The following is a 25454-nucleotide window of genomic DNA, read 5'->3' on the forward strand; positions in this document are numbered from 1 at the left end:
TCCGGCGTGATCCGGGGCCGCTGAGCGGCCGCGCCCCCAGCCCGGCGAGCCCGAGCGCGGCGAGCCCGAGCCCGGCGAGCCGAATGTGCGAGTTGCCCGACTTCCATGGAAGTCGGGCAACTCGGGCGTTCGGCGGGCGGCTGGACTCAGAAGTGCGTGCCGCCGTCGATGCGCACCTCGGTGCCGGTGATGAAGCGGCCGTCATCGCTCGCGAGCATGGCGACGACGCTCGCGACGGTCTCGGGTCCGGCGAAGCCCTGGCCGAGCGCGGGCTGGAGCTTCATGAAGAGCATCATGTCGGCGTCCTCGGGGAGGCCGGGGCCCTGGCTCTGCTTGCTCTGGCCGGAGCCGTCGGTCATGCCGGAGGAGATGGAGCCGGGCTGCACCGCGGTGAAGCGGATGCCCTGCTTCGCGTACTCGGCGGCGAGGGCGTGCGTCATCGACTGCACGCCGCCCTTGCTCGCGGCGTAGGCGGCCATGTAGGGGTGCGCGAACTCGGCCGAGGTGGAGCTGAAGTTCACAACGGCGGCGCCGTCGCCCTCGAGGAGCGCGGGGATCGCCTCGCGGGTGACGAGGAAGGTGCCGACGAGGTTCACCCGGATGACCTGCTCGAACGCGTCGAGGCTCGTCTCGTGGGTGTGGGAGGAGCGGAGGATGCCTGCGGCGTTCACGAGCGCGTCGAGCCCGCCGAGCCACTCGACGGCGGCGGCGACGCCGGCGCGCACGGATGCCTCGTCGGCGATGTTCAGGGTGACGGTGTGCAGGCGGTCTGCGGCGTCGCCGGCCTTGGCGACGGTGTCGGCGAGTCCGGCGTCGCTGACGTCGGCGGCGACGACGCGGCCGCCCTCGGCGAGCATGCGCAGCACGGTGGCCTGCCCGATGCCGGATCCGCCGCCGGTGACGAGTGCGCGGCGACCTTCGTAGCGGTTCATGGTGTTCGACCTTTCGAGTCCCAGGAGTTTTGCTACACGTTACGCCTCTTTGGCATAACGTGCCATATTGTCAAACACCGACATGCTGCCCGGTATTTCCCGTACGCTTCCCTTCGTGGAACGCACGCCGACCCTGACCGAGCGCCGGAAGGCCGCGACCCAGCTCGAGATCGCGAAGGCCGCCGCCGTGCTCTTCGCCGAGCACGGCGCCGACCGGGTGACGGCCGAGTCGATCGCCGCGGCCGCGGGCGTCTCGCTCCGCACCTTCTACCGCTACTTCCGCACGAAGGAGGACGCCGTCGGGCCGCTGCTCGCCGTCGGCGCCGTCACCTGGCAGGAGGCGCTCGCGGCATCCGGCCCCGGCGATCCGAGCCGTGCGTTCCCCGAGCTCATCCGTCGCGTGCTGACGCCCGCCGGGGAGCCCGAGCGGGAGGCGCTCCGCTGGACCCACGGCCTCCTCCGCGCCGCCGCCGACGACCCCGCGCTGCAGACCGTGTGGCACCGGGTGAACCACGACTCCGAGTCCCGACTGCGCACGATCATCGGCGAGCTCGCCGGCCCCGACGCCGATGCCTTCGAGGTGCGCCTGCTCGCCGCAGCGGCGACGGACGCGATCCGGCTCGGACTCGAGGCGTGGGCCGCCGCCGACGAGGACCTCGACGGCTCGGCGGGGGTGCCGGCCGAGCTCGCCCGGCGCGCCTTCGCTCAGCTGTCGAGCGGCATCTCGCTCGCCGGCTGATCCGGCCGGCCGGCTCCGCGCGGCCCGGCTCCGCGCGGCTCTGCCCCGCGCTCGGCCGGTCGATGCTCGGCGCCGCCGAAGAACGCGAGCAGCTGGGCGGCCGCGGCATCCGCCGCCACTCCGCCGTAGACCTCGACGCGGTGATTCAAGCGGCGGTCACGCAGGACGTCGTAGAGCGAGCCGGCCGCGCCGGCCTTCTCGTCCCAGGCGCCGAACACGACGGTCGGCACCCGGGCGGCGAGGATGGCCCCCGCGCACATCACGCAGGGCTCGAGGGTGACGACGAGGGTGCAGCCCTCGAGCCGCCACTCGCCGCGCGCGGCGGCCGCGTCGCGGAGCGCGAGCACCTCCGCGTGCGCCGTCGGGTCGCCGGTCAGCTCGCGCTCGTTGCGCCGCTCGGCGATGACCCGCCCCTCGGGGTCGAGCACGATCGCGCCGACCGGCACGTCGCCCGAGCCGCGGGCGCCCTCGGCGACGGCGAGCGCACGACGCATCCACTCCCGGTGCTCCGCCCGCTCCATCCGCGCCTCCGCCCGATCCGCTCTCGGATGCCACGCTACCGCGCCGTAGAATCGGGGCCATGCGAGTCCACGTGGCGGATCACCCGCTCATCACCCACAAGCTGACGGTGCTCCGCGACCGCGAGACCCCCTCGCCGGTGTTCCGCTCCCTCGTCGAGGAGCTCATGACGCTCCTCGCCTACGAGGGCACCCGCGGCGTCCGAGTCGCCGAGGTCGAGATCGAGACGCCCGTCGCCGTGACGACCGGCGTGCGGATCGCCGAGCCGAAGCCGCTCATCGTGCCGATCCTGCGGGCGGGCCTCGGCATGCTCGAGGGCATGGTGAAGCTCCTGCCGAGCGCGGAGGTCGGCTTCCTCGGCATGGCGCGCGACGAGGAGACGCTGCAGCCGACGACCTATGCCGAGCGCCTGCCCGACGACCTCAGCAACCGGCAGTGCTTCGTGCTCGACCCGATGCTCGCGACGGGCGGCTCGCTCATCGCGGCGATCGACTTCCTGCTCGCCCGCGGTGCGACCGACGTCACCGCGATCTGCATCCTCGCGGCCCCCGAGGGGCTGAAGGCGGTCGAGGAGGCGCTGCACGGCCGCGACGTCACGGTCGTGCTCGGCGCCGTCGACGAGCGGCTCAACGAGCAGGGCTTCATCGTGCCCGGGCTCGGCGACGCCGGCGACCGCCTGTACGGCACCGTCTGACCGAACTGCTTCCTCCCGACGGGCGCCTCTCCGGAGGCGCCCGTCGTGCTATATGCGAAGGATCTTCGGGCAGGCCCCGCGGCTCCGCGGGATCGATCGCAGAAGATTTTTCTTGCTCGGTGTTCCTCGCTGATTCTTCGACGCTGGCAGAACTCTGGAGAGAGGGTTCCGCGGTGGCCGGATGCCGCTGCACCGCGTGCGACGTCACACCCCGTCATCCGGCGGTCACGAATTGACACATGCTCGCGGCTCCGATTGACTCTCCCCATGACCGACACCGCACGCACCCTGACCACCCGCGAGGTGAACAGGACTGCCGACATGATGATGTCGGCGCGTGCAGGCATGTGTTGTCGAATGTGCCGCTGACCCGCGACCTCTTCGCCGAGTCCCGCCGCCGATCCGCATCCCGATCGCCCGGACTCCTCTGAGCCGCCGCTCCGGCGCTCGCCCGGCCGTTCCCGGCCAGTTCGCAGACCCCGACGACGGGGTCGATCGCTGCACCTCGCAACGCAAGGAACCAGTCATGTCGCTCGCACTCGCCTCCGCTCCCACCGCTCGCACCGCCCCCAGCATCTCGGCCGCCCCGGTCCGGGCCATCGCCGACGGGGCCCCCATCGCCCGCTTCGCGGCCCCCGCCGCCGAGCTCGCCCCCGCCCCCCGCGTCCGCGCCGTGCCCGAGGGCACCGAGGCGCGCGGCTTCGTCCTCTACGTCGGCATCGACGAGACGAAGGCCACCGAGGACGGCACCACCCTCCACCGCATCGTCGAGGCGCTCCGCCGGCTCACCGCCGAGGTCGCCCCCTCGGCCGAGACCTACGCCGCCGTGGCACTCGCCCCCGAGGGCGCCGGCGGTCGCGACGTCGACGTCGTCCGTCTCGCCCTGCAGGACCCGGCCGCGCTCGCGAAGCAGCGCGAGGCCCAGGGCGACGTGCGCGACGACACCGACCGTCACCCGAACGGCGTCATCATCGACATCTCGCGCAAGCGCGTGCTCCTCGACGGCGAGCCCGCCGGGCTCACCTACAAGGAGTTCGAGCTGCTGCAGTACCTCGTGCTCCGCGAGGGCCGCACGATCGACCGGCACGAGCTCATCGACAGCCTGTGGAACGCCGACGACGAGGCGCCGAGCGAGCGCACGATCGACGTGCACGTGCGGCGGCTGCGGTCGAAGCTCGCGCACTACCAGGACATCGTCCGCACGGTGCGCGGCCTCGGCTACCGCTTCGACCGGCACGCCGACGTCTCGATCCGCCAGGCCTCCACGCCGAGCCCCGACGTCTTCTGAGCTCGGCCCGGCCCGCCCTTTCCCCGCGTCCCGGCATCCCCGCTCCCACCGCGCGGCGCCCCTCCCCCTCCCTGCGGCCCCCGCGCGGCGCCCCTCCCGTTCCCGCTGCCCCCGCGCGGCGCCCACCCCCTCCCCTCGCCACCGCGCGGCGCCCACCCCCTCCCCTCGCCACCGCGCGGGGGGAGGAGATCGGCGCCGCGGGAGGATGGTCGGGCCCGATGCATCCTCCCGCGGCGCGAATCTCCTCCCGCCCGTGAGGGACGAGTCGCGAGCCGGGAGCCGGGAGCCGGGAGCCGGGAGCCGAGAGCCGGGAGCCGGGAGCCGGGAGCCGGGAGCCGGGAGCCGGGAGAGATTTTCCGAGCGGGTCTGGCGCCCGTTATCTATCTGTTATATATTCGGTATCGCACCGCACGTTTGCTGTGGCGGGCGGTGTGGAATGTGATTGCAGGACACTCTTGGTGCAAGGGCGAGGGCCGGTCGTCAGCCTCTACGACCGGCCCTCAACCGTCTCCGGGCCCCCTATTCTGGTAGCGCGCGCATGCGCTGACGAAGGGAGCACCACGTGGTCGATCGGCAGCTCACCGTCGCGGCATGGGAGTCGCTGTTCCGCGCCCAGGTGACCGTCATGCGGGCGTTGCAGCGCGACTTCCCCTCCTCGATCATCTCGATGAACGAGTACGACGTGCTCTTCAACATCTCCCGGGCACCCGGCCGCCGGCTGCGCCTGAAGGAGCTGAACCGCTCGGTGCTCATCACCCAGCCGAGCGTCAGCCGACTCGTCGACCGGCTCGCGAGCCGCGGTCTGCTCCAGAAGAGCGAGGACCCGGACGACGGGCGCGGCACCATCGTTTCGCTCACGGCGGAGGGGTTCGAGCTGTTCCGTCGGGTCGCGGTCGAGCACATGCAGTCGATCACCGAGCACCTGGGCGCCGCCCTCGACGAGGACGAGCTGCGCAGCGTGATCCGGCTGACCACCCGCCTCCGGCTGAGCGCCGCCGAGGCCGGCGCGCCGATCATCCGCCCGGAGGACGAGGTCGACGAGGCCTGAGCCCGGCTGCGCCCCGGCTCCGAGGGCGCCCGGCGCGCGGCTGAGGATGGCGGAACGGCGCGCCCGTCGCCGGGCCCTTCGGCCGGTCGGCGGGCGTGACGGTGGGGCGGGAACCCTACCTCCCGCCCCACCGCGGCCTCCGGGGAGGCCCTCCCCGCCGAGCGACCCGAACTGAGCTCGACGAGCAACCTCCCGAGCGGGGCGCGCGAGGGCGCACCGCGGCCACCATGGCTGGCGGGCATGTCGGGTTCGGGTTCCCGACTCGGGTTTGGGTGAATCGTATCCCCCACGCCCGTCTCGTGCCGCCCCCGGAACGAGGGTCACGTCGATCGCCGGCGGGCGGAGGATCCGCATCACCGCGCGGCGCAACGCTCCCCAGCGAGGCGATCTTCGCCCGGTGCGCGGCCCCGGTGATCAGCGCGCCCGCTCGCGCCGAGCGCGCTCAGTGCTCGTCGGCGCCCGGAACGGGGTCGACGGAGTCCGCGTACTCCGGGTGCCGCTCGAGGTAGGCCCGGATGAAGGGGCACTCCGGCACGATCCGTTCGCCGCGCGCCACCGTGTCGTCGAGGGCGAAGCGGGCGAGCCGGCTGCCGAGCCCCTGGCCCTCGTACTCCGGCTTCACGATCGTGTGGGTGAAGGTCGTGCGGCCGCCCTCGCGCCGGTAGATCGCGAAGCCCGCGACGGCCCCGCCCGACCGGATCTCGTACCGCGATCGCTCGGCGACCTCGTCGACCTGGATGTCCTCGCTCATGCGCTCCTCGTCTCCTGCTGCGCCCCGCGTCCGCGAGCCGCGTCCGTCCTCCTGATGCAACGCGGGACGCGGTCCCGGATTCCCGATGCCCACCTCCTCGGGGGCATCAGTGGAGCGGCGCGAAGTCCGGAGGCTCGTCGGCCGAGGCATCCATGCCGCGCACGCCGAGTCGGCGGAGCCGGTCCGAACCGCGAGCGCCGGGGCCGCGGAACCGGGCCTCCTCGTCGCGACCGGACGGCCGGGTGAGCGCGGCGGCCCCGGCCGGGGCGACGCGCCGGCGCGGCACCGCGTGCCGGCGTGCGCTCACCGGCGCCGCACCGAGGCGGAGGTCCCGCGGCTCGACCCGCGGCGCCGCGTGCGTGGTCGCGACGAGCGCGATCAGCCAGGCGAAGACGAGCGTGAACGCGACGATCTCGAAGACCGTCAGGTTGAACAGCCCCAGCACCTGGTACGCGAACATCGCGCCGACCTCGATGCCGAGGAACACGAATGAGAGGGTGACGAGGGTGCGCGGCATCCTCCGCGCGAAGGCCCGGACGCAGCCCGCGAGCCCGGCGAATCCGGCGGCGGCCGCGCAGGCGAAGACGTTGTGCAGCAGCGTGTCGGTGTCGATCGGCACGAGGCCCACCCCGGCGAGGCTCGCGCCGATGACGGCGATGAGGATCCGGGCGGCGCCGATCCCGCCTCGGCGGGCCGCGAAGCGCGCGGCGCCGAGCGCGTGGGTGAGCGCCGGACCGAGGGCCGCCATGCCGAGCCCCGCGATGACGATCCCGACGTTGAAGCTCGCCGCGGCGAGGTCGTCGCTCGTGCCGAGGGTGCTGAAGTTCAGCGTCCACCACTCCCCGGTCGGCGTGATCGACATCGCCCCGAGGCTGCCCGCCGCGAGGAGCATCGAGACGAGGTTGAACGTGCGGTACGCCTCGTGCTCGATCGCCTGGTGGTGGAGGCGCGCGGTGCCGACGCCGAGCACCGTGCCGAGCAGAACGCCCGCCGCCTCGTAGCCGCCCGGCATCCACGCGAACGCGGGGCTCGCGAAGTGGACGGCGAGGAGGGCGATGCCGGCCCAGATCATTCCGTTGGCGATGGCGCGGGCGCGGACGTCGAAGCCCGGCAGCCCGAACCGCGCCACGGCGGCGAGGCGCTCCTCGGACGCCGAGACGACGAGCAGCAGCAGCGCGACGGCCATGGCCCCGAGCCCGGCGAGCGGCATCACCGCGGCATCCGCTCCGGCCCAGCCGGAGTCCGAGGCCCCGAGGGCGTCGAAGCCGAGTCCGCGGCCCTCCACGCTCAGCAGCCGGGCGAAGACGATGCCGAAGGCGAGGGCGATGCCGGCGATGAAGATCCGGCGGAGGGCGCGGGAGGAGCGGAGGGCGATGGTCGCCAGCGCGTCGACGATCGGCTCGGCGTCGCCGACGAATTCGGGGCGCACCTGCGGAATCGACGCGTCCGAGCGCTCGCCGCTCAGCCGGACGTGATTTTCACGACCGGCACGATCCGGGGCCGCCATGCGACGCCGCAGGGAGTGTACCCGGAGCGTTGGTGCCGGGGTGGCCCCGACAAACGCACCCCTCATATCCGGACTCTCGTTCACGGGAATCAGACAAATCGAGCCTATCGGCGCCCCCACGCCCGAATCGTCGAGAATCCACCCAAAACGGGGGGCAAAGTCCGAGGAAACGGGGCATTCGAGCCTCCGAGCGGCGAGAATCCCGCCGTTCGCGGGGGCGAACGGGCGGGACCGGAGCGGCGGGCGCGACCCGTCCCGACGGGTGGCTGCCGGCGCGCGCACCGGAAGAACTGCCCGCGCAGTCTATCGCATCGTGATGATTCCTCGCGGTCGCCGGAAGGTCGCGGGGACTCCCGGCCCCAACCCCCCGGGCCGTCGCGCGCTCAGGCGGGGGCGTGCAGCGCGTCGACCATCGGCGCGAGCTCGGGACGTCCGGATGCGTCGTCGAGCACGCGTGCGAGGGCCTCGTCGTGGACCGGGCGGGCGGAGTCGTACAGCGACCGGCCGGCGGGGGTGAGCTCGGTGTAGATGCCGCGCCGGTCGTCGGCGCACAGCACCCTCGTGAGCAGGCCGCGGTCCTCGAGGCGGTTCACGAGCCGAGTGGTGGCGCTCGGGCTGAGGGCGGCGGCGCGGGCGAGCTGCTGCATGCGCATGTGCCAGCCGTCCTGGCGGTCGAGGGCGTCGAGCACCGTGTACTCGACGACGGAGAGCCCGGCCGCCTCGCCGAGCGCGCGCTCGAGCTCGAGCTCGATCATCGCGTGCAGGGCGGCGAGCGTCCGCCAGCCCCGGGCGCGGATCTCGACGGCGTCGTCGGCGATGCCCATGGGTCCTCCTCGAATTGCTTGCTTGCGCTCTCTATTTGCGTGTGCAACTATTAACCCCGCTGCCGAAATATGCAGCGCGCGCAACTACTTCACGATACCAGGAGATCACCCATGCCACTCGGTCTGCTCGCCCTCGCCATCGGCGCGTTCGGCATCGGCCTCACGGAGTTCGTCATCATGGGTCTGCTGCCCGACGTCGCCGCCGACCTCGGCGTCACCGAGGCGGCCGCGGGCTGGCTCATCTCGGGCTACGCGCTCGGCGTCGTCGTCGGTGCGCTCGCGCTGACCGCGGCGACGGTCCGACTCCCCCGCAAGGCCGTGCTCCTCGGCCTCCTCGTGCTCTTCATCCTCGGCAACGCGCTCACCGCGCTCGCCCCCGACTACGCGATCGCGATGCTCGGTCGCATCATCGCGGCCCTCTGCCACGGAGCTTTCTTCGGCATCGGCTCCGTCGTCGCGGCGGGCCTCGTCGCCCCCGAACGCAAGGCGGCGGCCATCGCCATCATGTTCACCGGCCTCACGGCGGCGAACGTGCTCGGCGTCCCGTTCGGCACCTTCCTGGGGCAGCAGTTCGGCTGGCGGGCCACGTTCTGGGTGATCGCCGCGATCGGCGTCCTCGCGCTCGCCGGCCTCGCCCTGCTCGTGCCGCCCCTCGGCCACCTGCCGCAGCCACGGCTGCGCACCGAGCTCTCGGCGTTCCGCTCGGGCCAGGTGTGGCTCTCCCTCCTCGTGACGATGCTCGCGTTCGGCGGCATGTTCGGCGCCTTCACCTACATCGCGTACACCCTCACCGAGGTGAGCGGCTTCGCCACCGGCGCCGTCCCCTGGCTGCTGGTCCTCTTCGGCGCCGGCCTGTTCCTCGGCAACTGGGTCGGGGGCCGGGCCGCCGACCGCTCCATCGACGGGACGCTGCTCGTCTTCGTCGCCGCCCTCGTCGTCGTGCTCGTCGGATTCGCGCTCATCGCGTCGAACGGCCCGGCGACCGTCGTCGCCCTCTTCCTGATGGGCGGTCTCGGCTTCGGCACCGTCCCCGGCCTGCAGTCGCGCATCATGGGCTACGCGGCGAGCGCCCCGACGCTCGCATCGGGCGCGAACATCGCCGCCTTCAACGCCGGCAACGCGCTCGGCGCGTGGGCCGGCGGGCTCGGGATCACCGCCGGCCTGGGCTACACCTCGCCGATCTGGATCGGCGCCGGGCTGAGCGCGCTCGCCCTCCTGGTGCTCGTCGTCGCCGCACTCGCCGCGCGTCGGCGGCGCGGCGCCTCAGCCGCACCAGTCGGAGAAGCCGCCGTTCTGCACGAGCACCGGGTCGCCTGAGTCGAGGTCGACGACGGTCGTCAGGCGGTCGACGGGCGAGGGCAGATTCGGGTAGCCGTCGTACGGGGCATCCGCCGCGACGGTCTCGATCGCGACGAGCCGGCCGTTCGGCGACACGCACGACCCAGCCAGTCGGCTGCCCGGTCCGCTCGCGTAGCGGATCTCGGTGCCGCCGCCGTCGACGAGCACGACGAGCGACTCCGCACCGCCGCTCGACGCGAGCAGCACGTCCATCACGTACGCGCCCGCGGCGTCGAGCTGCTGCACCCGGCCCGGATAGGCCTGCTCGGGCAGCCCCGCCCGCGGCAGCTCGTTCGCGCTCGTCCCGCCGGTGGTGAGGTCGATGCGGGCGCCGCCGTCGGGGTCGGCGACGACGAGCACGGCGGTGCCGGGCAGGATGCCGCGGAGCTCCGCGTGCGCCCCGAGCGCCATCGGGGGCGAGAGGCCGAGGGCGTCGACGACGAAGAGCCCGCCGTCGAGGTCCTGCAGCACGAGCGAGGTGGTGCCGGGCACGAAGCGCCAGTCCGCGACGGCGAACGGCTCGCCGTCGGGGCGGAGCACCGGCTCGAGCGCGGCCTGCGCGCCCGAGACGTCGAGCGTGAACAGGGCGTGCCGGAAGCGCGGTTCGCCGCCGCCGGGGTTCGTGCGCCCGTCGAAGCTCAGGGCGACGAGCGGATGGGTCGTGGACGCCGCGATCCGGCGGACGACGCCGGGCTCGGGCAGCCCGACGGTCTGTGTCGCCCCGCCGATCCCGGCGACCCGGAGCGTGTTCGTGCCGTCCTCCTCGATCGCCGCCGCGACGACGACCTCGCCCGCCGCGGCGAAGGACTGCAGCCTCGGCGCCTCGAGCACGTCGCGCGGCGCCGGCTCGGCCGGGCTCGCCCGGCGCACGACGTCGGGGCGGCCGTCCGCGCTCCGGCGGACGAGCGTGAAGACGGGCTCGTCCGCGGTCGTGAAGCGGTACGACACCTCGGCGGGCGAGGGCTGGGCGGCCCCGACCACGTCGGTCACGGCGACCCGGAACTCCGTGTTCGCCGGCAGCGGCCGCTCGAAGGTCACCACGAGGCGGTCGCCGTCGACGTCGAGCGAGGCGGGCTCGTCGGGGCTCACTCGCAGCGCGCCCGCCTCCGCGACCGGCTGGTTCAACTGCAGCACGAGCCGGGACTCGGCGAGCCGGGTCGCCCGCTGCACGTCCACCGCGGCGTCGACGAGCTTCGGACCCTGCAGGAAGCCCGCGGCGCCGAGCGAGGCCGCGGCGAGCGCGAGCACTCCGAGCGTCGCGGCGAGCCCGCGGCGGAAGCGGCGGGCATCGGGCCCCGGCCGGGCAAGGGACTCCGACGGCGACCCGGACGGCTCAGTAGACGGCTCGGTCGACGGCTCAGTCGACGGCTCAGTAGACATAGGGCTGCTCCGGCTGCTCGACCTGGTCCAGCTCCGCGGGCAGCAGCACGAGCCCGGTGCCGCCCGCCGGATCCTGGCCGAATGCGCCGCTCACCCGCACCCAGTCGTCGACCGCGAAGCGCTCCCGCCAGCCGGGCAGGTGCACGGGGACGCCGATCGGTTGGGCGTCGACCGCGCAGCAGGTGATCGTGAACCGCGCGAGGTAGAAGGCGTCGTCGGGGTCGCCCGGGGCGGGCGTCACGAAGCCGACGAGCTCCGGCTCCTGCCCGGCGAACACGGAGGGGTCGTCGTTCTGGCGGAGGAGCAGCGCCCAGTCCTTCAGCGTGAAGCTCGCCGGGTCGGCGCCGCGGAGGCTCGGGGCATCGCCCGCGAGGTCGGCCGTGGTGCGGTCGATGTCGCGCTGCACGGCCGTGCGCGAGGTGAGCGCGGCGGGCGGGACGGCGAGGAGCGCCACGACGGCCGTCGCGACGAGGAGCACGGCGCCCCACGCGCCGAGGACCGCCCCGCGGCGGCGGGCGGACGGGGCATCCGCCGGCCCGCCGGATCCGTGGGCGGCATCCGGGTCATCCGCCTCGCCCGGACGCGGCGCGAGCGCCAGCGCGACGATCGCGGCCGCTCCGCCGAGCACCGCCATCGCCGCGGTGAAGCCGAAGTAGCGCGGATGGATGTAGAGCCCGAGCCCGCCGTCGAGCGCGAGCCAGACGGTCGCGACGACGCCCACGAGCGTGAGCGCGACGCCCTTCCAGCGGGCCACGAGCCTAGGCAAGGAGGTTCACCCCCAGGCCGAGCGCTGCGGCGGCGAGCGCGACGATCGCGGTGAGCTGCACGAGCGTGCGCGCGGTGAAGGTGGTGCGCATGAGCGCGAGCATCTTCACGTCGATCATCGGCCCGAACACGAGGAACGCGACGATCGCGCCCGGCATGAACGTCGATCCGAAGGAGAGCACGAAGAAGGCGTCGACGTTCGAGCAGATCGCGACGACGAAGGCGAGGAGCATCAGGGCGAAGACGCTGAGCACCGGGTTCTGGCCGAGGGCGACGAGGAGCTCCCGGGACACGGCGACCTGGATCAGCCCGGCGATCGCGGAGCCGACGAAGAGCGCGGGCAGCATCGCGGAGGTCTCGTCGGCGAACATCCGGGCGGCCCGCCGCGGCTTCGACCCGGCTGCGGCGTGGTCGTGCGCGCAGGCGGCCTGGAACGCAGGCGTGAGCAGCGACATCGGACGCGGATGCCGGCTGAACACCCAGCCGACGAGGTTCGCGATGACGAAGCCGCCGAGGATGCGGGAGACGAGGATGCCGTCGTCCCAGCCGAAGGCCTGGTAGGTCGTGATGATCGTGACGGGGTTCAGGATCGGTGCGGCGAGGAGGAAGGTCATCGCCTCCCCGACGGTCAGGCCGCGCAGCACGAGCCCGCGCGCGAGCGGCACGTTGCCGCACTCGCAGACGGGCAGCAGCACGCCGAGCAGCGAGACCACCGCCCGTCGCAGCAGCGGGCTGCGGGGCAGGCGGCGGGTGAGGAGGTCGGCGGGGAGCCAGAGCTGCACCGCGATCGAGAGCAGGATGCCGAGGAAGACGAACGGCAGGCTCTCGATGATGACGCTCGCCGAGAGGGTGAGGAAGTCCTGCACGCCGTCGTCGAGCCCGGCGGAGAGCTCGGGCGGGGCGAGCCAGCGCACCGCGAGGAGGCCCGCGAGGCCGGCGATGCCGAGGGCGAGCGGCGCGGCGGCGGGGCGCGCACCCCGGGTGCCGGGCGCGGCGGGCGCGGGGCGCACCGGGGTGAGGGGACTCGGGGGCATCCCGTCGAGCGTAACCGAGAACCGGAATCGTTCTCAATAGCTCGACTCGGCCGGGCGCGGGCGGCCGGCACGGCGGACCGCCCCGCGCCGCCCGCGCCGCCCGGCGGTGCCCCACGCGTTTCGCGAGGTGCACGGCGATTCGGGCGACGCGCCGCCGAAGCCCGGCGCGCCGGCCGGTCCGTTGTGCAACTCGCAGATGCGGGCGGGTGGGCGGGGCGGGCGGCTCTCAACCGGCGAGGTCCGCCAGCGCGGCCCCGAGCACGTCGAGGTGGAGCTCGACGTCGGCGCCGCTCGTCTCCGGGCACATGAGCGCCATGTTGTGGAACGGCGTCAGGTAGACGCCCCGGTTCAGCAGGAACAGGTGCAGGTAGTCCTCGAGCTCCGTGTCCGTCGCGAGGTACGACTCCGTGCCGTTCCGCGGGGCGGGCGAGGTGAAGCGGTACTCCGAGCGGGCGCCGAGCTGCGTGACCGTCCACGGCAGCGCGAAGCGGTCGATGAGGCCCTGCACGCCCGCGGTGTACTCCCCCGACAGCGCGGTCATGCCCGCGAACGCCTCCGGGGTCAGCACCCGCTCGAGCGTCGCCCGCGCCGCGGCGAGGCTCAGCGCGTTGCCCGCGAGGGTGCCGCCGACGCCGCCCGTGTCGACGAGGTCGGCGTCCGGGTCCGACCAGATCCGGTCGGCGAGCTCCGCGCTCAGCCCGTAGGCGCCGATCGGGATGCCGCCCGCGATCGCCTTGCCGAGGGTGACGATGTCGGGCTCGAGCCCCCACGCCGCCGTGCAGCCGCCGGGCCCCGCCGAGAAGGTGTGGGTCTCGTCGTTGATGAGCAGCGTCCCGGCTTCCCGCGTCAGCTCCCGCACGCCCGCGAGATAGCCGGGCTCGGGCAGCACGATGCCCATGTTCGTGAGCGCCGGCTCCATCAGCACCGCGGCGACGTCGCCCGCGGCGAGCTCGCGCTCGAGCGCCGCGAGGTCGTTGAACTCCACGACCCGGCTCGTCTCGGTCACGTCGTAGGCGGGCCCGACGTTGCCCGGGCGCGCCCGCGGCCCGTCGGGGCCCGTGACGATGAACGACTCGTCGACGCTGCCGTGGTAGCTGAAGCTGTTCACGAGCACGCGAGGGCGCCCGGTGACCGCGCGGGCGAGGCGCAGCACCCAGCGGTTCGCGTCGGTCGCCGAGAGCGAGAAGCTCCACTCCGCGACGCCGAAGCGCTCGGCCAGGATGCCGGCGACGACGCCCGCGTCCTCGGTGGGCATCATCGTGGTCGCGCCGCCGAGGCGACCGTACCGCCGCTCGACGGCCTCGACCGTCGCCGCAGGCGAGTGCCCGGCCATCGCGCCCGTGTCGCCCAGGCAGAAGTCGACGTAGCGGTTGCCGTCGGCGTCGGTCACCCGGGCGCCGCGCGCCGAGTCGAGGTACAGCGGGTACGGCCCCGCGCTCTTCGCCATCCACGTCATCGGCACGCCGCCGAGCAGGTGCGGCGCCGCCGCCTCGTGCAGCCGCCGGGACTCCGGGGTGCGCCGGACGAACTCCCCCCGCTCGCGCGCGAGCAGCTGCCCGAGCCGGGTCCGGTCCATCGTCGTCGCGGTCATCCGCGGTTCCTCCACATCTCCTTGGCCGAGCGGAGCTGCCCGGTCGCGTCCTGATCGATCCGCCCGTCGCGGATCTGCACGAGGTACACCTCGCGCGCACGTCGTTCGCTGATCCAGCCCTCGCGCACGTCGGCGAGCACGAGCTCGGGCTCGCGCGTCGCCGGGTCGCCGTAGCCGCCGCCCCCGCTCGTGCGGGCGACGAGCCGCTCGCCGACCTCGATGACCTCCGGGCCGCAGATGTCGAGCGCGACGAGCGATCCGTCCCGCGTCCGCTTCTGCTGCTGCGAGGGCGCGCCGGCGCGTCCGCCGCGCGCCCCCGCCATCGGGTTGATCGAGCCGTCGTTCGCGTAGATCGCCTCGATCGGCCCGCCGATCGGGCCGTACTCGACGACCGTGCCCGGGGCGCCGCGGCGCTGCCCGGCCCCCTCGGTGTCGACCGCGAGGCGGCGCTCGTGGATCACGATCGGCTGCTTCAGCTCGTCGATCTCGACGCTGTCGAGGAGCAGCGTGCCGCCCGAGCCGAGGTCGTCCATCGTCAACCAGCCGTCGGTGTGCGGACCCGCGGCCCCGCCGTTCGTGCCGGTGAAGATCTGGTTCACGAACGCCGTCGCGCCGGCCCGCCGGTCGATGCCCGAGACGACGGCCTCCGCCGGCGACATCCCGGTGCCGACCTCGGCCATGCCGAGCCCGGCGCCGAGCTCGGCCATCGCGCGCTGCACGAGGTTGCCGACGCGGTTCGACAGGTTCGTCGTCGCGACCGAGCAGCTCACCGGATGCCGCGGGATGCCGACGACGCAGTTCTCGCGCAGCAGCACCCGCACGCGGCGGAAGCTGCCCTGGTTGTGCGGGATGGTGTGGTCGACGCTGTTGAACAGCCCGATGAAGGCGGCGGCGCGAGAGGTCGCCTCGCTGAGGTTCAACCCCGACGGCACGCAGTCGGGGTTGTCGCGCAGGTCGACCTCGATCATCCCCTCCTCCGGCAGGACCGTGACGGTCGCCCGGATCGGCACGCCGTCGGGCACGCCCGGGAACGGGTCGTGCACGGTGGACTTCGTCGTCGAGCCGGCGGGCAGCGCGCGGATCGTGACCTCCATCCGCCGTTCGCTGTAGTCGAGCCACTCGTCGGAGAAGCGGTCGAGCGTCTCCCAGCCGACCTCTTCGCCGAGCTCCAGCAGCGCACGCTCGCCGATGCGGGCGCTGCCCATGATCGCGAGGTAGTCGCCGCGCCACTGCTCGGGCACCCGGATGCGCATCTCGCACATCCGCAGGATGTCGTCGAGGTCGACGTAGTCCTGCTGCACCCGCACGACGGGGAAGACGAGCGCGCCCTCCTCGTAGACGTCGCGGGCGCTCGCCATGTACGTCGTCGGCACCGAGTTGCCGCAGTCGGCCTGGTGCGCCTTCGCGACGACCGTGAAGCGGTGCACGCCGTCGCGGTCGACGACGGGCACCATGATCGCGTGATCGGCCGCGTGCGTGTTGCCGTGGTACGGGGAGTTGTGCAGGAACGCGTCGCCCGGGCGCATCACCGGGAAGAACTCGCGCAGCGCCTTCGCCTGCAGGTCGGGCCCGCCCATCACGTGGATCGGCAGGCTCTGCCCCGTCGTCAGCACCTCGCCGTCGGCGGTGAGGATGCAGCAGGAGAAGTCGCGGGCGGTGTTCAGCACCCCGGAGCGGCCGGAGCGGGCGAGCGTGTTCGCCATGCGGCGGACGATCGCCTCCAGGCGGTGGCTCAGCACCGCGAGCTGGGCGCCGTCGTGGGTCGGGGCGGCGGGGGCCGCCGAACCGGGCGGTGCGGCGGTGAGTCGGTCGGTCATCGGAGGCTCTCCTGGAGTTCGGCGGGCGGCGTCGCGGGATCGGCGACGCCGGCGGGGGTGATCACGAGCGAGCCGCTCGGGGCGATCTCGACGGCGCTCGCATCGGCGACGACGATCGTCGTGAACGGCGACTCGACGAGGATCGGCCCGCGTTCGGCGATCCCGGGGGTGAGCGAGGACAGCGGCCGCACCGGCACCTCGACCATGCCGACGCCGCGCACGTACGCGGTCCGGCTCGTCGCCACGGTGCCGGACTCGAGCCGGGCGGAGAGCACGCCCTCGGCGCGCTCGAGCGGCACGCGCACCCGCGCACCCCAGCTCACGACCTCGACGGGTGAGCCGTCGTCGCGGATGCCGAGGATCTCCTCGTGCACGTCGTGGAAGTCGGCGACGAAGTCCGCGACGTCGGCGTCCCCGGCGAAGCGCTCGCCCCGGAGCGGGATCTCCAGCTCCCAGATCTGCTGCGGGTAGCGCGCCTCGGCGTAGAGGCCGATCGAGGCATCCGCCCCGCCCATCCGCTCGGCGAAGGCGCGCCCCCGGGCGAGGAGCTCGGCGAGGGCGGCGTTCACCCGCTCGGCGTCGAACGCCGAGGTCAGCGCGGGAACGGTCGAGGAGTACACCGCGGTGTAGTCGCTCATCAGGGCCCCCGCCGCGGCGAGCGCGGCGCCCACGGCGGGCATCACGAGCGAGGGCGAGCCGAGCCGGCCCGCGACCGCGGCCGCGTTCAACCCGGCGGCACCGCCCCCGCCGACGAGCACGGCCGCGGCGGGGTCGATGCCCTGCTGGAGGGTGATCTCCTCGATGGCGTGCACCATCTGCTCGGTGGTGAGGTCGAGCACGGCCGAGGCCGCCTCCACGAGCCCGAGGCCGAGCGGGCCGGCGACGTCCTGCTCGATCGCCCGGCGCGCGGCCTCGACGTCGAGCCGCATGCGACCGCTCGAGAAGCGCTCCGCGTCGAGGTAGCCGAGCACGAGCGCGGCGTCGGTGACGGTCGCGGCGGTGCCGCCGCGACCGTAGCAGGCGGGGCCCGGCTGGGAGCCGGCGCTCTGCGGTCCGACGTGCAGGAGTCCGCCGGGGTCGACCCAGGCGATGCTGCCGCCGCCGGCGCCGGCGCTCTTCACGTCGATCGAGGGCAGCCCGGTGAGGTGCCCGGTGCCCTCCTCGCCGACCCAGGCGGTGCGGGTCGAGGGGATCTCGCCGCGGCGCACGAGCGTGACGTCGAAGGTCGTGCCGCCGGCATCCGCGATGATCACCGCGTCCGAGCCGGTGTCGGCGGCCGCGTAGGCGCGCCCGGCGACGGGCGCCATCGACGGCCCCGAGTTCAGCGTGACGATCGGCGCCGCCGCGGCATCCTCGACCTCGACGACCCCGCCCATGGAGGTGACCATGAGGATGCGGCCGGCGAGCCCCGCCTCGCGCAGCCGGCCGGTGAGGGCGGCGACGTAGTCGGACATGAGCGGCTTCAGCGAGGCGTCGATCGCGGTCGACGAGGCGCGGCGGTACTCGCGGAGCGAGGGGTTCAGCGCGTGCGAGAGGCTGAACGGCACGCCGCCGAGCCGGCGGGCGAGCACCTCGCCCACGGCGAGCTCGTGCGCCGGGTTCACGGTCGACCAGAGCAGGCACACCGCGACGGCCTCGACGTCGAGCTCGAGCAGCCGGTCGCAGGCCGCCTCGACGGCGGCGAGGTCGATCGGCTCCAGCTCCTCCCCCGTGGAGAGGATGCGGCCGGGCACCTCGAAGGTGAGGCGGCGCGGCACGTACGGCTCCGGATAGGGCACGGTGAAGTCGTAGGGGTCGCGGCGCCCGCCCTCGCGGAGGAGCAGCACGTCGGGGTGCCCGCTCGTCACGAGGAGCGCGGTGCGCGCCGCCGTGCCCGTGAGCACGGCGTTCAGCCCGCGGGTCGTCGCGTGGGCGAGGCTCGACACCCGGTCGAGGAACTCGCGCGCACCGACCCCGTCGGCCGCGGCGGCGACGCCGATGACGTCGAGGATGCCCTGCACGGGGTCGCTCGGCACGGTGGGCGCCTTGAAGAGACGGAGGAGTCCGCCCTCCTCGACGACGAGGTCGGTGAAGGTGCCGCCGATGTCGACGGAGAGGCGCAGGCGTTCAGAAGCCATAGGACGACACCCCCGCGGCGCTCAGTTCCTCGGCGCCGAGCGGGCGGGCGAGGCCCGCGGCCTCCTCCAGGTCGGCGAGGAAGGGCGCGATGCGCCCGGTGTTGTGCGGCATCGGCACGAGCACCATCCCGACCGGGGCGGGCACCGAGCGCGCCGCGAACATCCAGCCGCGGCGGCGGAGCTCCTCGGCCGTCGGCCGCAGGTCGAGCGTGGTGGAGTGGATGAGCGACATGTTGATGCGCGAGCCCGGGTGGATCTCGAGGCCCTCGATCCGCTCGACGCCGGCGTTCAGCTCGTCGCGCATCGCCATCGAGGCGAGCGAGACGGCCTCGTAGCCGGCCTGGCCGAGCAGGCGCACCATCGACCACGCGCCCGCGATCGGCCCGACGCCGCGGGTGCCGGACATCGTGCCGTTCGGCGGGCAGATCTCCTTCGCGGCGGCGAGGAGCTCCTCGTCGCGGAACAGCAGGCTGCCCGCGGGCGGCGGCGCCATGCCGTTCTTGTGCAGGTCGGCGCTGATCGAGCGCACGCCGGGCACCCGGAAGTCCCAGGCCGGGATGGTCGGGTCGTAGCCGGAGCTCTCGAGGAAGGGCAGGATGTACCCTCCGAAGGCGCCGTCGACGTGCAGGTAGAGCCCGTGCCGCTCGGCGATCTCGCCGATCTCGGCGATGGGGTCGACGCTGCCGAAGGCCCAGGTGCCCGCGGTCGCGATGATCGCGATGGTGTCGGGGCGGATGGCGGCCTCGATCGCGGCTGGGTCGACCTCGTGGAGACGGCCCTCGGGCGCGGGCACGACGATCGCGTCGAGGTCGAACATCCGGCAGAGCTTGTGCAGCGAGTAGTGCCCGTTGTCGGGGAACACGACGCTGCCGCCGCGGCGGCCGGAGAGCTGCTTCGCCGTCAGGATGGCGCACATGTTCGACTCGGAGCCGCCCGCGGTGAGGAATCCCGTCGGCGTCTCCGCGCCCATCAGCCCGCCCATCCAGGCGATGACCTCGGCCTCCATCTCGCGCGCGCCGCCCCCGGTGATCCACGTCTCGCCGTGGATGAAGCGGCGGTAGGCGTCGACGGCGAGCTCGCGCACCTCGTCGCCCCAGGGGGTGAGCGGGGTGTCGACGAGGTGCGGTCCCTCGTCGAAGAGGTTGCTCGGCATCTCGGGGAAGCGCGAGACGACCTCGAGTCGGTCGAGCTCCTGCTCGAACTCGCGTCGGGTCAGCCCGCTGGGATAGGTGGTCATGATCGGCCTCTCGGAAACGGCGGTGGTCGGGTGGGGACGGTGCGGCGGGGTGCTCACTGGGCGGTGAATCCCCCGTCGACGGCGAGGCTCGCGCCGACGACGTAGCGCGACGCGTCGGAGGCGAGGTAGACGACGGCCGGGGCGATGTCGTCGACCTCGCCGATGCGGCCGGCCGGCGTCGTCGCGAGGATCTCGGCCTCGAGCTCCGGCGTGATCAGCTCCGCGTTGATCGGGGTGCGCACGTTGCCGGGCGCGACCGCGTTCACGCGGATGCCGGCGGGCGCGAGCTCGGTGGCGAGCGCCTTCACGATGAGCTCGATCGCGCCCTTCGAGGCGCAGTAGGCGGAGTCGTTCGGCGAGCCGACGCTGCCGGACATCGAGGAGACGAACACGATCGAGGCGCCCGGCTCGAGGTGGGGGTGCACGGCCCGGGTGAGCCGGAACGGCGCCCGCACGTTCACCTCCCAGTGCTCGTCGAAGATCTCGTCGCTCGTGTCGTCGAGCGAGGCCATCCGGTAGATGCCGGCGGCGTTCACGAGCACGTCGATCCGGTCGAAGGCCTCGAGCGCGGCGGCGACGACGGCCTCGGGCGCGCCGTCCTCGCGCAGGTCGATCGCGATGGAGCCGATGCTCGACCCGGTCTCGCGGAGCTCCTGCACGAGCTCGGCGAGCCGGGAGCGGGAGCGCCCGACGAGGAGCACGTCGGCCCCGGACTGCGCGGCGAGCCGGGCGATGCCCGCCCCGATGCCGGAGCTCGCGCCGGTGACGATGACGGCCTTGCCGTCGAGGCGGAACGGGTGGGGTGCGGTCATCGACCGGCCTCCTTCGCGGTGAGTTCCTCGGAGATCTCCGCGGCGACGCGGCGCGCGTCGGCGCCGATCGTGCGGGACCCGAGCCAGTAGAAGAGCGCCGCGGCCACGGCGGAGAGGCCGACGGCGAGGGCGATGGCGAGCCGGGTGCCGAAGGCGCTCGAGATGAGGCCGGAGATGACGGCCCCGAAGAAGCCGCCCATGAGGAAGGTGAACAGGGTCATCACCGCGAACGACTGCGCGACGTAGCGCGGCGGCGTCACGGAGGCGATGATCGCGCCCACCGAGACGAGGGTGAGCCCGTTGAACATCATCGCGACGACGTAGACGATGAGCAGCAGCCAGAGGGGCTCGGCCCAGATGCCGAGGACCATGAGCGCGCCGAAGCCGACGATGCCGATGAGTGCGAGGTACATGGTGCGCGCCGGGTTCGTCCGGTAGAGCCGGTCGAACTGGCGTCCGCCGATGAGCATCGCCGCGATCACCGGGATCTGCGTGAGCGAGAAGATGATGCCGCGCTGCAGGGCGTCGAGCCCGTAGGTGCCGCCGAACAGCAGGGACACCTGGATCGGCACCGCGTACAGTGCGAGCCCGAGCGAGCCGATGCCCATGCACAGGAAGAGGAAGGTGCGGATCCTCACGAGCCGGCGGAACGCCGCGAACACGCCGATCGGCTGCTCCCAGACCATCGAGCCGCCGGTGGCGATCGCATAGACGTGCCCGCCGCGGGGCGGCTCCTTCAGGAAGATCGCCGCGCAGACCGCGAGGATCGCGTAGGGCACGGCGAGGCCGAGGAAGGAGTAGCGCCACGCGTTCTCCCCCGCGCCCGACAGCACCGCGATGGTGCCCGCGAGCGTCGGCCCGATGAGCTGGCCGAGCGGAGTCGCCATCGCGTGCAGCGAGTACACGCGGCCGCGCCCCTCGACCGGGTACGCCTCGGCGATCATCGCGCCGAAGACCGGCTGCGAGTAGGCGGCCGCGAGCCCCGTGAGGGTCATCGCGATGAAGATCTCCCAGACCGAGCTCGCGAAGAACGCCCACACGAGCGCGCCCGTGCCGAGCGCGGCCGAGCCGACGACGAGGTAGCGGCGGCGCATCCGGTCGGCGAGGTACGCCATCGGCGGCCCGAGGAGCGTCAGCGCGACACCGGAGAAGGCGAGCACCGCGATGAGCATCGCGTCGTCGAGCTGGAAGGAGCGCTGGATGTCGGGTGCGAGCGTCGTGCCGGCGTCGCGCACGAGCTGCTCCATCATGACGAGCGGCACGGCGAGCGAGACGACGCTCCAGCCGCCGCGGCGGAGCGTCTCGCGGAGCGAGATGGTCTCCTGCATGCCGGGCAGGATGGCGTCGGCGACGGCGTCGACCACGTCGTCGATGCCGTCGGCGCGCGCAGCGGCGTGGTCGGCGGCCGGCGCGGCGGTGCGCTCGGCGGCCGGCTCGGGGGGTTTGCGGGTGTTGGGGATCTCGGTCACGTCATCGTCCTTCGATCGGGGGAGGCCGCCGGGCCCGGTCGGGCCCGGCGGGGACTGCATCAGAGGCGGCCGTCGAGCCAGTCGAAGAGGTACTCGCCGGCCGTGCCGAACGCGCCGGTCTGGCAGTGCAGCTGCGCGGTCGTGGACGCGTCGAAGAGCATGAGCTCCTTGCGGCAGGTGAGGGCCTCGTAGAGCTGGTGCGCCTGCCCCGCCTCGAACACCTCCTCGGTGCCGTCCATCACGAGCGTCTCGGCCTCGATCTGCCCGGCGAGCTCGCGGATGTCGAACTTGTCGAACTCGACCATGAGCTCGTAGGGGGTCGCGACGCCGTGCTTCCACATCGAGTCGCGGAGGAACCACGACGCGACGGGCGAGGCGTCCGACACCGCCGAGGCGACGGCGTTGAAGGTGTCGGGCCCGTCGGCGTACGCCTCGGTGAGCGCGGGCGGCAGGCCGATCCGGATGGACTCGCCCCAGTGGATGGCGCCGGGGTTCGCGATGCAGACCTTGAGCCGCTTCTCGAAGGCGGCGGCCCGCGGGGCGAGGTGCCCGCCGAAGCTCAGGCCCATGAGCCCGATGCGCTCGGGATCGACGCCCTCGAGCTGCACGGCGACGTCGACGATGGGGGTGACGACGTTCTCCCAGTCGGGGCGGAACGGCAGGCCGTTGACCCGGATCGCCATGCCCTGGCCCGGGCACTGCACCGAGAGCGCGTGGTAGCCGCGGCGGATGGCGTTCTCGTACACCCAGCCGGTGTCCTCGCTCCACGCGTCGCGCCCCTGGAAGAAGATGAGCAGCGGCGCCTTCGCCTCCGCGATCGGGCTGCGGTAGAGGTAGGCCGGCAGGAAGCTCGACTCGTAGGGGATCTGCAGCGCCTCGCCGGGGAAGCCGGAGAGCTCGAGGTAGCGGTCCCAGCAGCGGTACGCGTCGAGGGCGTTCGTGCGGGTGCGCGGCTCGTCCGGCAGGGCGTGGTGGATGAGGGAGCCGCGCCAGTAGGTCGCGGCGCGCTTGTAGAGCGAGGCGGCGCTCTGGCGGTGGCCCCGGCCCTCGGCCTGCTCGGCGCGATCCTGGAGGCGCGCGGCGAGCGCGGACCACTCGTCGAGCCACATCTGCTCGTCGTCGGAGGCGATGCGGCCGCCGACCTCGAGGCACTCGCCGAGGTCGGCGCCGCCGTAGAACATCTGGCCCAGCTGGTGCTTGAACTGGTCGTCCATCACCTCGCTCTCGAAGAAGCGGAACGCGGTCCAGTGCGGGCCGGGGAAGTACTCGTTCACTCGGGCAATCGGTCGTGCTGCGGTGTCGGTCACTGCTGCTGCTCCTTCTCGGCGTGGGGTGCGTGGGGTCGTGCGGTGTCGGGCCGCCGTCCCGCCCAGGGGCGGGCCGCCTCGAGCTGGGCCGCGAGGCGGTAGAGCAGCCCTTCGTCGCCGTACGGGCCGACGAAGTGGGTGCCGACCGGGATGCCGTCGGCCGTCCAGTAGAGCGGGACGGACATGGCGGGCTGGCCGGTCACGTTGATGAGGGTGGTGAAGGGGAGGAAGAGGCCGGCGGCGCGCTGCCCGCGGAACGGGTCCGAGGCATCCGAGGAGAACGAGCCGAGCGGCGGCGCGACGCTGCCCGCGGTCGGGGTGAGCCACACGTCGTAGGGTCGCTGGAAGTCGGCGAGCCGCTGGCTGAGCGCCTGCAGCTCGGCGAGCGCGTCGAGGTACTGCAGGATCGTGACCTCGCTCGAGCGGCCGCGCTCGATCATGGCCCAGGTCGCCGGCTCGAAGAGCTCGGCGGTGGCCGTGCGGCCGGTGACCCGTTCGAGCCGGGCGATGTCCCAGGCCAGGCCGCCCGCCGAGACGGTGGAGAACGGGCCGGCGAGCGCGGCGCCGTCGATCTCGGGCTCGCGGTGCTCGACCTCGTGCCCGAGCTCCGCGCAGAGCCGGGCCGCGTCCTCGACCGCGGCGATGCAGTCGGGGTGCAGCGGGATGCCGAGGGGCGAGGCGGTGCTGTAGACGATCCGCAGGCGGCCCGGGTCGCGGCCCACCTCCTCGGCGTAGGGGCGCTCCGGCCGGGGCGCGATGAAGGGGTCGCCGGGCAGCGGCCCCGCGGTCGCGTCGAGGAGGGTCGCGCAGTCGCGGACGCTCAGGGTGACGGCGTGCTCGCTGAGCACCGCCATCCGGCTGCTGAGGCCGGTGTGCCGGCGGGCCGAGGTGATCCGGAGCCGGGTCGGCTTCATGCCGAAGACGCCGCAGTTCGAGGCGGGGATGCGGATCGACCCGCCGCTGTCGCTCGCGTTGGCCATGGGGACCATGCGGGTCGCGACCGCCGCGGCCGCGCCGCCGCTCGAGCCGCCCGCGGAGAGCCCGAGGTTCCAGGGGTTCCGGGTCGGCCCGAAGAGCTCGGGCTCGGTCGTCGGCTGGAGACCGAACTCGGGGAGGTTCGTCTTGCCGAAGGGGATGAGCCCGGCGGCCTTGTAGCGGCGGGTGAGCTCGCCGTCCGTCGCGGGCACGTAGTCCTGCAGGAAGCGGCTCGCCGAGGTCATCGGCACGCCGGCGTAGCCGACGCCGCCGCCGTCCTTCAGGAGGAACGGCACGCCGGCGAACGGGCCGTCGGGGATCGGCTCGGCGACCGCGCGACGGGCCTCGTCGTACATTGTGCCGATGACGGCGTTCACGGCCGGGTTGCGGGTCTCGACGCGCTCGATGGCGTCCTCGAGCAGCTCGGCCGCGGTGACCTCGCCCGCGCGCACGAGTGCGGCCATGCCGAGGCCGTCGAGGTCGTCGGGTAGTCCGATCATGCTCACTCCTTCGTGGTGGGCGCTCCGCGTTCGTCGCGCTAAAAGAAGTATTGCCGCTTAACTACTTTTCCGCCACTGTTTCGATTGCGAATCCATAACGGAACGATCGATTCGATTGTGAGAGCGAGCGATTCGACGGTCGAGGAGCGGATGCCTCGAGCGTTCCGATGCCGCCCGCGAGTGCCCACTGCCGACCCGAGGCCGGGCTCGCAGGGTCGCCGAACACCGGCCGACGAGACGTCGACCGCGCGGACGCGCAGGACCTAGGCGGTCCCCCAGGCGTACTTGACCTTCTCGATGTAGAGGTAGTTGTAGGTCTCGGTGGAAGTCACCCCGGGCAGGGTGCGGATGCGGTCGTTCACGATCGCCAGGAGTTCGCGGGCGTCGGTGCAGACGAGCTCGACGATGAGGTCGTAGTGCCCCGAGGAGACGACCACGTAGACGAGCTGCTCGACCTCCGCGAGCGCCGCGGCGAGGGCGCGGATGTCGCCATCCGCCCTGATGCCGACCATCGCCTGGATGTGGAAGCCGAGCTTCAGCGGCTGCGAGACCGCGACGATCTCGATGACGCCGGACTCCATCAGCCGCTGCACCCGCTGCCGGGCCGCCGCGCTCGAGAGGCCGACCGCCGGGCCGAGCTTCGAGTAGGGCATGCGCCCGTCGGTCTGGAGCAGCCGGATGAGCGCCTTGTCGATGTCGTCGAGCGCGGGGGTCGCTCCGGCACCCGTCACTGCGTCCGCCATCCCGGCCTCCGATTCCGTCGAGACCGGCCGGGGCCCGCGGGCCGCTCCGATCGCGCTCCTGCAGGAT

At 73.4% G+C, this 25454-nt stretch carries 21 protein-coding genes and 1 pseudogene; 5 read left to right on the plus strand and 17 right to left on the minus strand.

Annotated features, from left to right (window positions below; genetic code table 11):
- Positions 1-146 precede the first annotated feature (146 nt).
- Positions 147-932 (minus strand): SDR family NAD(P)-dependent oxidoreductase, encoded by a 786-nt coding sequence (locus tag ROT00_RS17250; RefSeq protein ID WP_404776271.1) that lies wholly within the window; start codon positions 930-932, stop codon positions 147-149.
- A gap of 115 nt (positions 933-1047) precedes the next feature.
- On the opposite strand from ROT00_RS17250, the gene ROT00_RS17255 reads away from it, so the two are divergent.
- Positions 1048-1671, plus strand: a complete 624-nt coding sequence (locus ROT00_RS17255) for a TetR family transcriptional regulator (protein WP_404776272.1) — start codon at positions 1048-1050, stop codon at positions 1669-1671.
- Between the two features lie 77 nt (positions 1672-1748).
- Here the strand turns inward: ROT00_RS17255 and tadA are convergent.
- Positions 1749-2192: pseudogene (gene tadA, locus ROT00_RS17260) on the minus strand (tRNA adenosine(34) deaminase TadA); the annotation flags it as partial.
- Positions 2193-2251: 59 nt separating this feature from the next.
- On the opposite strand from tadA, the gene upp reads away from it, so the two are divergent.
- The 3 genes from upp to ROT00_RS17275 all read left to right on the plus strand — a co-directional run bounded on the left by upp (position 2252) and on the right by ROT00_RS17275 (position 5220).
- Positions 2252-2884 (plus strand): uracil phosphoribosyltransferase, encoded by a 633-nt coding sequence (gene upp / locus ROT00_RS17265; protein ID WP_404776273.1) that lies wholly within the window; start codon positions 2252-2254, stop codon positions 2882-2884.
- 526 nt (positions 2885-3410) lie between these two features.
- Positions 3411-4172, plus strand: coding sequence for a winged helix-turn-helix domain-containing protein (locus ROT00_RS17270; RefSeq protein WP_404776274.1), 762 nt, complete (start codon positions 3411-3413; stop codon positions 4170-4172).
- 562 nt (positions 4173-4734) lie between these two features.
- On the plus strand, positions 4735-5220 hold the full coding sequence (locus ROT00_RS17275; RefSeq protein WP_404776275.1) for a MarR family winged helix-turn-helix transcriptional regulator: 486 nt from the start codon (positions 4735-4737) through the stop codon (positions 5218-5220).
- Between the two features lie 442 nt (positions 5221-5662).
- Here ROT00_RS17275 and ROT00_RS17280 read toward each other — a convergent pair whose 3' ends face one another.
- The 3 genes from ROT00_RS17280 to ROT00_RS17290 all read right to left on the minus strand — a co-directional run bounded on the left by ROT00_RS17280 (position 5663) and on the right by ROT00_RS17290 (position 8302).
- On the minus strand, positions 5663-5971 hold the full coding sequence (locus tag ROT00_RS17280) for a GNAT family N-acetyltransferase (protein WP_404776276.1): 309 nt from the start codon (positions 5969-5971) through the stop codon (positions 5663-5665).
- A 106-nt stretch (positions 5972-6077) separates the two neighbouring features.
- The gene (locus tag ROT00_RS17285) at positions 6078-7400 is read right to left on the minus strand and encodes a hypothetical protein (protein ID WP_404776277.1); all 1323 of its coding nucleotides are present in this window, start codon (positions 7398-7400) and stop codon (positions 6078-6080) included.
- A 461-nt stretch (positions 7401-7861) separates the two neighbouring features.
- Complete coding sequence (locus tag ROT00_RS17290; RefSeq protein WP_404776278.1) at positions 7862-8302, minus strand: MarR family winged helix-turn-helix transcriptional regulator; 441 nt, start codon at positions 8300-8302, stop codon at positions 7862-7864.
- A 111-nt stretch (positions 8303-8413) separates the two neighbouring features.
- Between ROT00_RS17290 and ROT00_RS17295 the strand changes: the two genes are divergently transcribed.
- Positions 8414-9619, plus strand: a complete 1206-nt coding sequence (locus ROT00_RS17295) for an MFS transporter (protein WP_404776279.1) — start codon at positions 8414-8416, stop codon at positions 9617-9619.
- Here ROT00_RS17295 and ROT00_RS17300 read toward each other — a convergent pair.
- From ROT00_RS17300 to ROT00_RS17355, 12 genes are all read right to left on the minus strand, one after another.
- Entirely contained in the window at positions 9566-10888 is a 1323-nt protein-coding gene (locus ROT00_RS17300) for a hypothetical protein (protein ID WP_404776280.1), read from the minus strand. The genes ROT00_RS17295 and ROT00_RS17300 overlap by 54 nt on opposite strands.
- Before the next feature lie 121 nt (positions 10889-11009).
- Entirely contained in the window at positions 11010-11774 is a 765-nt protein-coding gene (locus tag ROT00_RS17305) for a TIGR03943 family putative permease subunit (protein WP_404776281.1), read from the minus strand.
- A gap of 4 nt (positions 11775-11778) precedes the next feature.
- Positions 11779-12819 carry a permease gene (locus tag ROT00_RS17310; protein WP_404776282.1) on the minus strand — a complete coding sequence of 347 codons (1041 nt, stop codon included), beginning with the start codon at positions 12817-12819 and terminating at the stop codon, positions 11779-11781.
- A 226-nt stretch (positions 12820-13045) separates the two neighbouring features.
- Positions 13046-14410: a transaminase gene (locus ROT00_RS17315; RefSeq protein WP_404776283.1), complete on the minus strand. Its 1365-nt coding sequence runs from the start codon at positions 14408-14410 to the stop codon at positions 13046-13048.
- Positions 14407-16227 carry a hydantoinase B/oxoprolinase family protein gene (locus ROT00_RS17320; RefSeq protein WP_404776284.1) on the minus strand — a complete coding sequence of 607 codons (1821 nt, stop codon included), beginning with the start codon at positions 16225-16227 and terminating at the stop codon, positions 14407-14409. The genes ROT00_RS17315 and ROT00_RS17320 overlap by 4 nt, the downstream gene beginning before the upstream one ends.
- Positions 16224-18344, minus strand: coding sequence for a hydantoinase/oxoprolinase family protein (locus ROT00_RS17325; protein WP_404776286.1), 2121 nt, complete (start codon positions 18342-18344; stop codon positions 16224-16226). Before ROT00_RS17325 ends, ROT00_RS17320 begins: the two co-directional genes overlap by 4 nt.
- Positions 18334-19581, minus strand: a complete 1248-nt coding sequence (locus tag ROT00_RS17330) for an aminotransferase class V-fold PLP-dependent enzyme (RefSeq protein ID WP_404776287.1) — start codon at positions 19579-19581, stop codon at positions 18334-18336. The genes ROT00_RS17325 and ROT00_RS17330 overlap by 11 nt, the downstream gene beginning before the upstream one ends.
- A gap of 53 nt (positions 19582-19634) precedes the next feature.
- Positions 19635-20393: an SDR family NAD(P)-dependent oxidoreductase gene (locus tag ROT00_RS17335; RefSeq protein ID WP_404776288.1), complete on the minus strand. Its 759-nt coding sequence runs from the start codon at positions 20391-20393 to the stop codon at positions 19635-19637.
- A complete protein-coding gene (locus tag ROT00_RS17340; protein ID WP_404776289.1) occupies positions 20390-21862 on the minus strand; it encodes an MFS transporter in 1473 nt (490 codons plus the stop codon). Before ROT00_RS17340 ends, ROT00_RS17335 begins: the two co-directional genes overlap by 4 nt.
- Before the next feature lie 59 nt (positions 21863-21921).
- The gene (locus tag ROT00_RS17345) at positions 21922-23169 is read right to left on the minus strand and encodes an alpha/beta hydrolase family protein (protein WP_404776290.1); all 1248 of its coding nucleotides are present in this window, start codon (positions 23167-23169) and stop codon (positions 21922-21924) included.
- Positions 23166-24644 carry an amidase gene (locus ROT00_RS17350; protein WP_404776291.1) on the minus strand — a complete coding sequence of 493 codons (1479 nt, stop codon included), beginning with the start codon at positions 24642-24644 and terminating at the stop codon, positions 23166-23168. The genes ROT00_RS17345 and ROT00_RS17350 overlap by 4 nt, the downstream gene beginning before the upstream one ends.
- Before the next feature lie 263 nt (positions 24645-24907).
- Positions 24908-25387, minus strand: coding sequence for an Lrp/AsnC family transcriptional regulator (locus ROT00_RS17355; protein WP_404776292.1), 480 nt, complete (start codon positions 25385-25387; stop codon positions 24908-24910).
- Between the last annotated feature and the right edge of the window lie 67 nt (positions 25388-25454).

The sequence above is a fragment of the Agromyces mediolanus genome (assembly GCF_044917495.1).
Lineage (GTDB): Bacteria > Actinomycetota > Actinomycetes > Actinomycetales > Microbacteriaceae > Agromyces > Agromyces mediolanus_B.

Bases quoted from the DNA above. Each gene is read 5' to 3' on its own strand.
- ROT00_RS17310 (WP_404776282.1), bottom strand. From the start codon at position 12,819: ATGCCCCCGAGTCCCCTCACCCCGGTGCGCCCCGCGCCCGCCGCGCCC.
- ROT00_RS17335 (WP_404776288.1), bottom strand. From the start codon at position 20,393: ATGACCGCACCCCACCCGTTCCGCCTCGACGGCAAGGCCGTCATCGTC.
- ROT00_RS17355 (WP_404776292.1), bottom strand. From the start codon at position 25,387: ATGGCGGACGCAGTGACGGGTGCCGGAGCGACCCCCGCGCTCGACGAC.
- ROT00_RS17325 (WP_404776286.1), bottom strand. From the start codon at position 18,344: ATGGCTTCTGAACGCCTGCGCCTCTCCGTCGACATCGGCGGCACCTTC.
- ROT00_RS17280 (WP_404776276.1), bottom strand. From the start codon at position 5,971: ATGAGCGAGGACATCCAGGTCGACGAGGTCGCCGAGCGATCGCGGTAC.
- ROT00_RS17320 (WP_404776284.1), bottom strand. From the start codon at position 16,227: ATGACCGACCGACTCACCGCCGCACCGCCCGGTTCGGCGGCCCCCGCC.
- ROT00_RS17270 (WP_404776274.1), top strand. From the start codon at position 3,411: ATGTCGCTCGCACTCGCCTCCGCTCCCACCGCTCGCACCGCCCCCAGC.
- ROT00_RS17295 (WP_404776279.1), top strand. From the start codon at position 8,414: ATGCCACTCGGTCTGCTCGCCCTCGCCATCGGCGCGTTCGGCATCGGC.
- ROT00_RS17330 (WP_404776287.1), bottom strand. From the start codon at position 19,581: ATGACCACCTATCCCAGCGGGCTGACCCGACGCGAGTTCGAGCAGGAG.
- ROT00_RS17250 (WP_404776271.1), bottom strand. From the start codon at position 932: ATGAACCGCTACGAAGGTCGCCGCGCACTCGTCACCGGCGGCGGATCC.
- ROT00_RS17315 (WP_404776283.1), bottom strand. From the start codon at position 14,410: ATGACCGCGACGACGATGGACCGGACCCGGCTCGGGCAGCTGCTCGCG.
- upp (WP_404776273.1), top strand. From the start codon at position 2,252: ATGCGAGTCCACGTGGCGGATCACCCGCTCATCACCCACAAGCTGACG.
- ROT00_RS17350 (WP_404776291.1), bottom strand. From the start codon at position 24,644: ATGATCGGACTACCCGACGACCTCGACGGCCTCGGCATGGCCGCACTC.
- ROT00_RS17290 (WP_404776278.1), bottom strand. From the start codon at position 8,302: ATGGGCATCGCCGACGACGCCGTCGAGATCCGCGCCCGGGGCTGGCGG.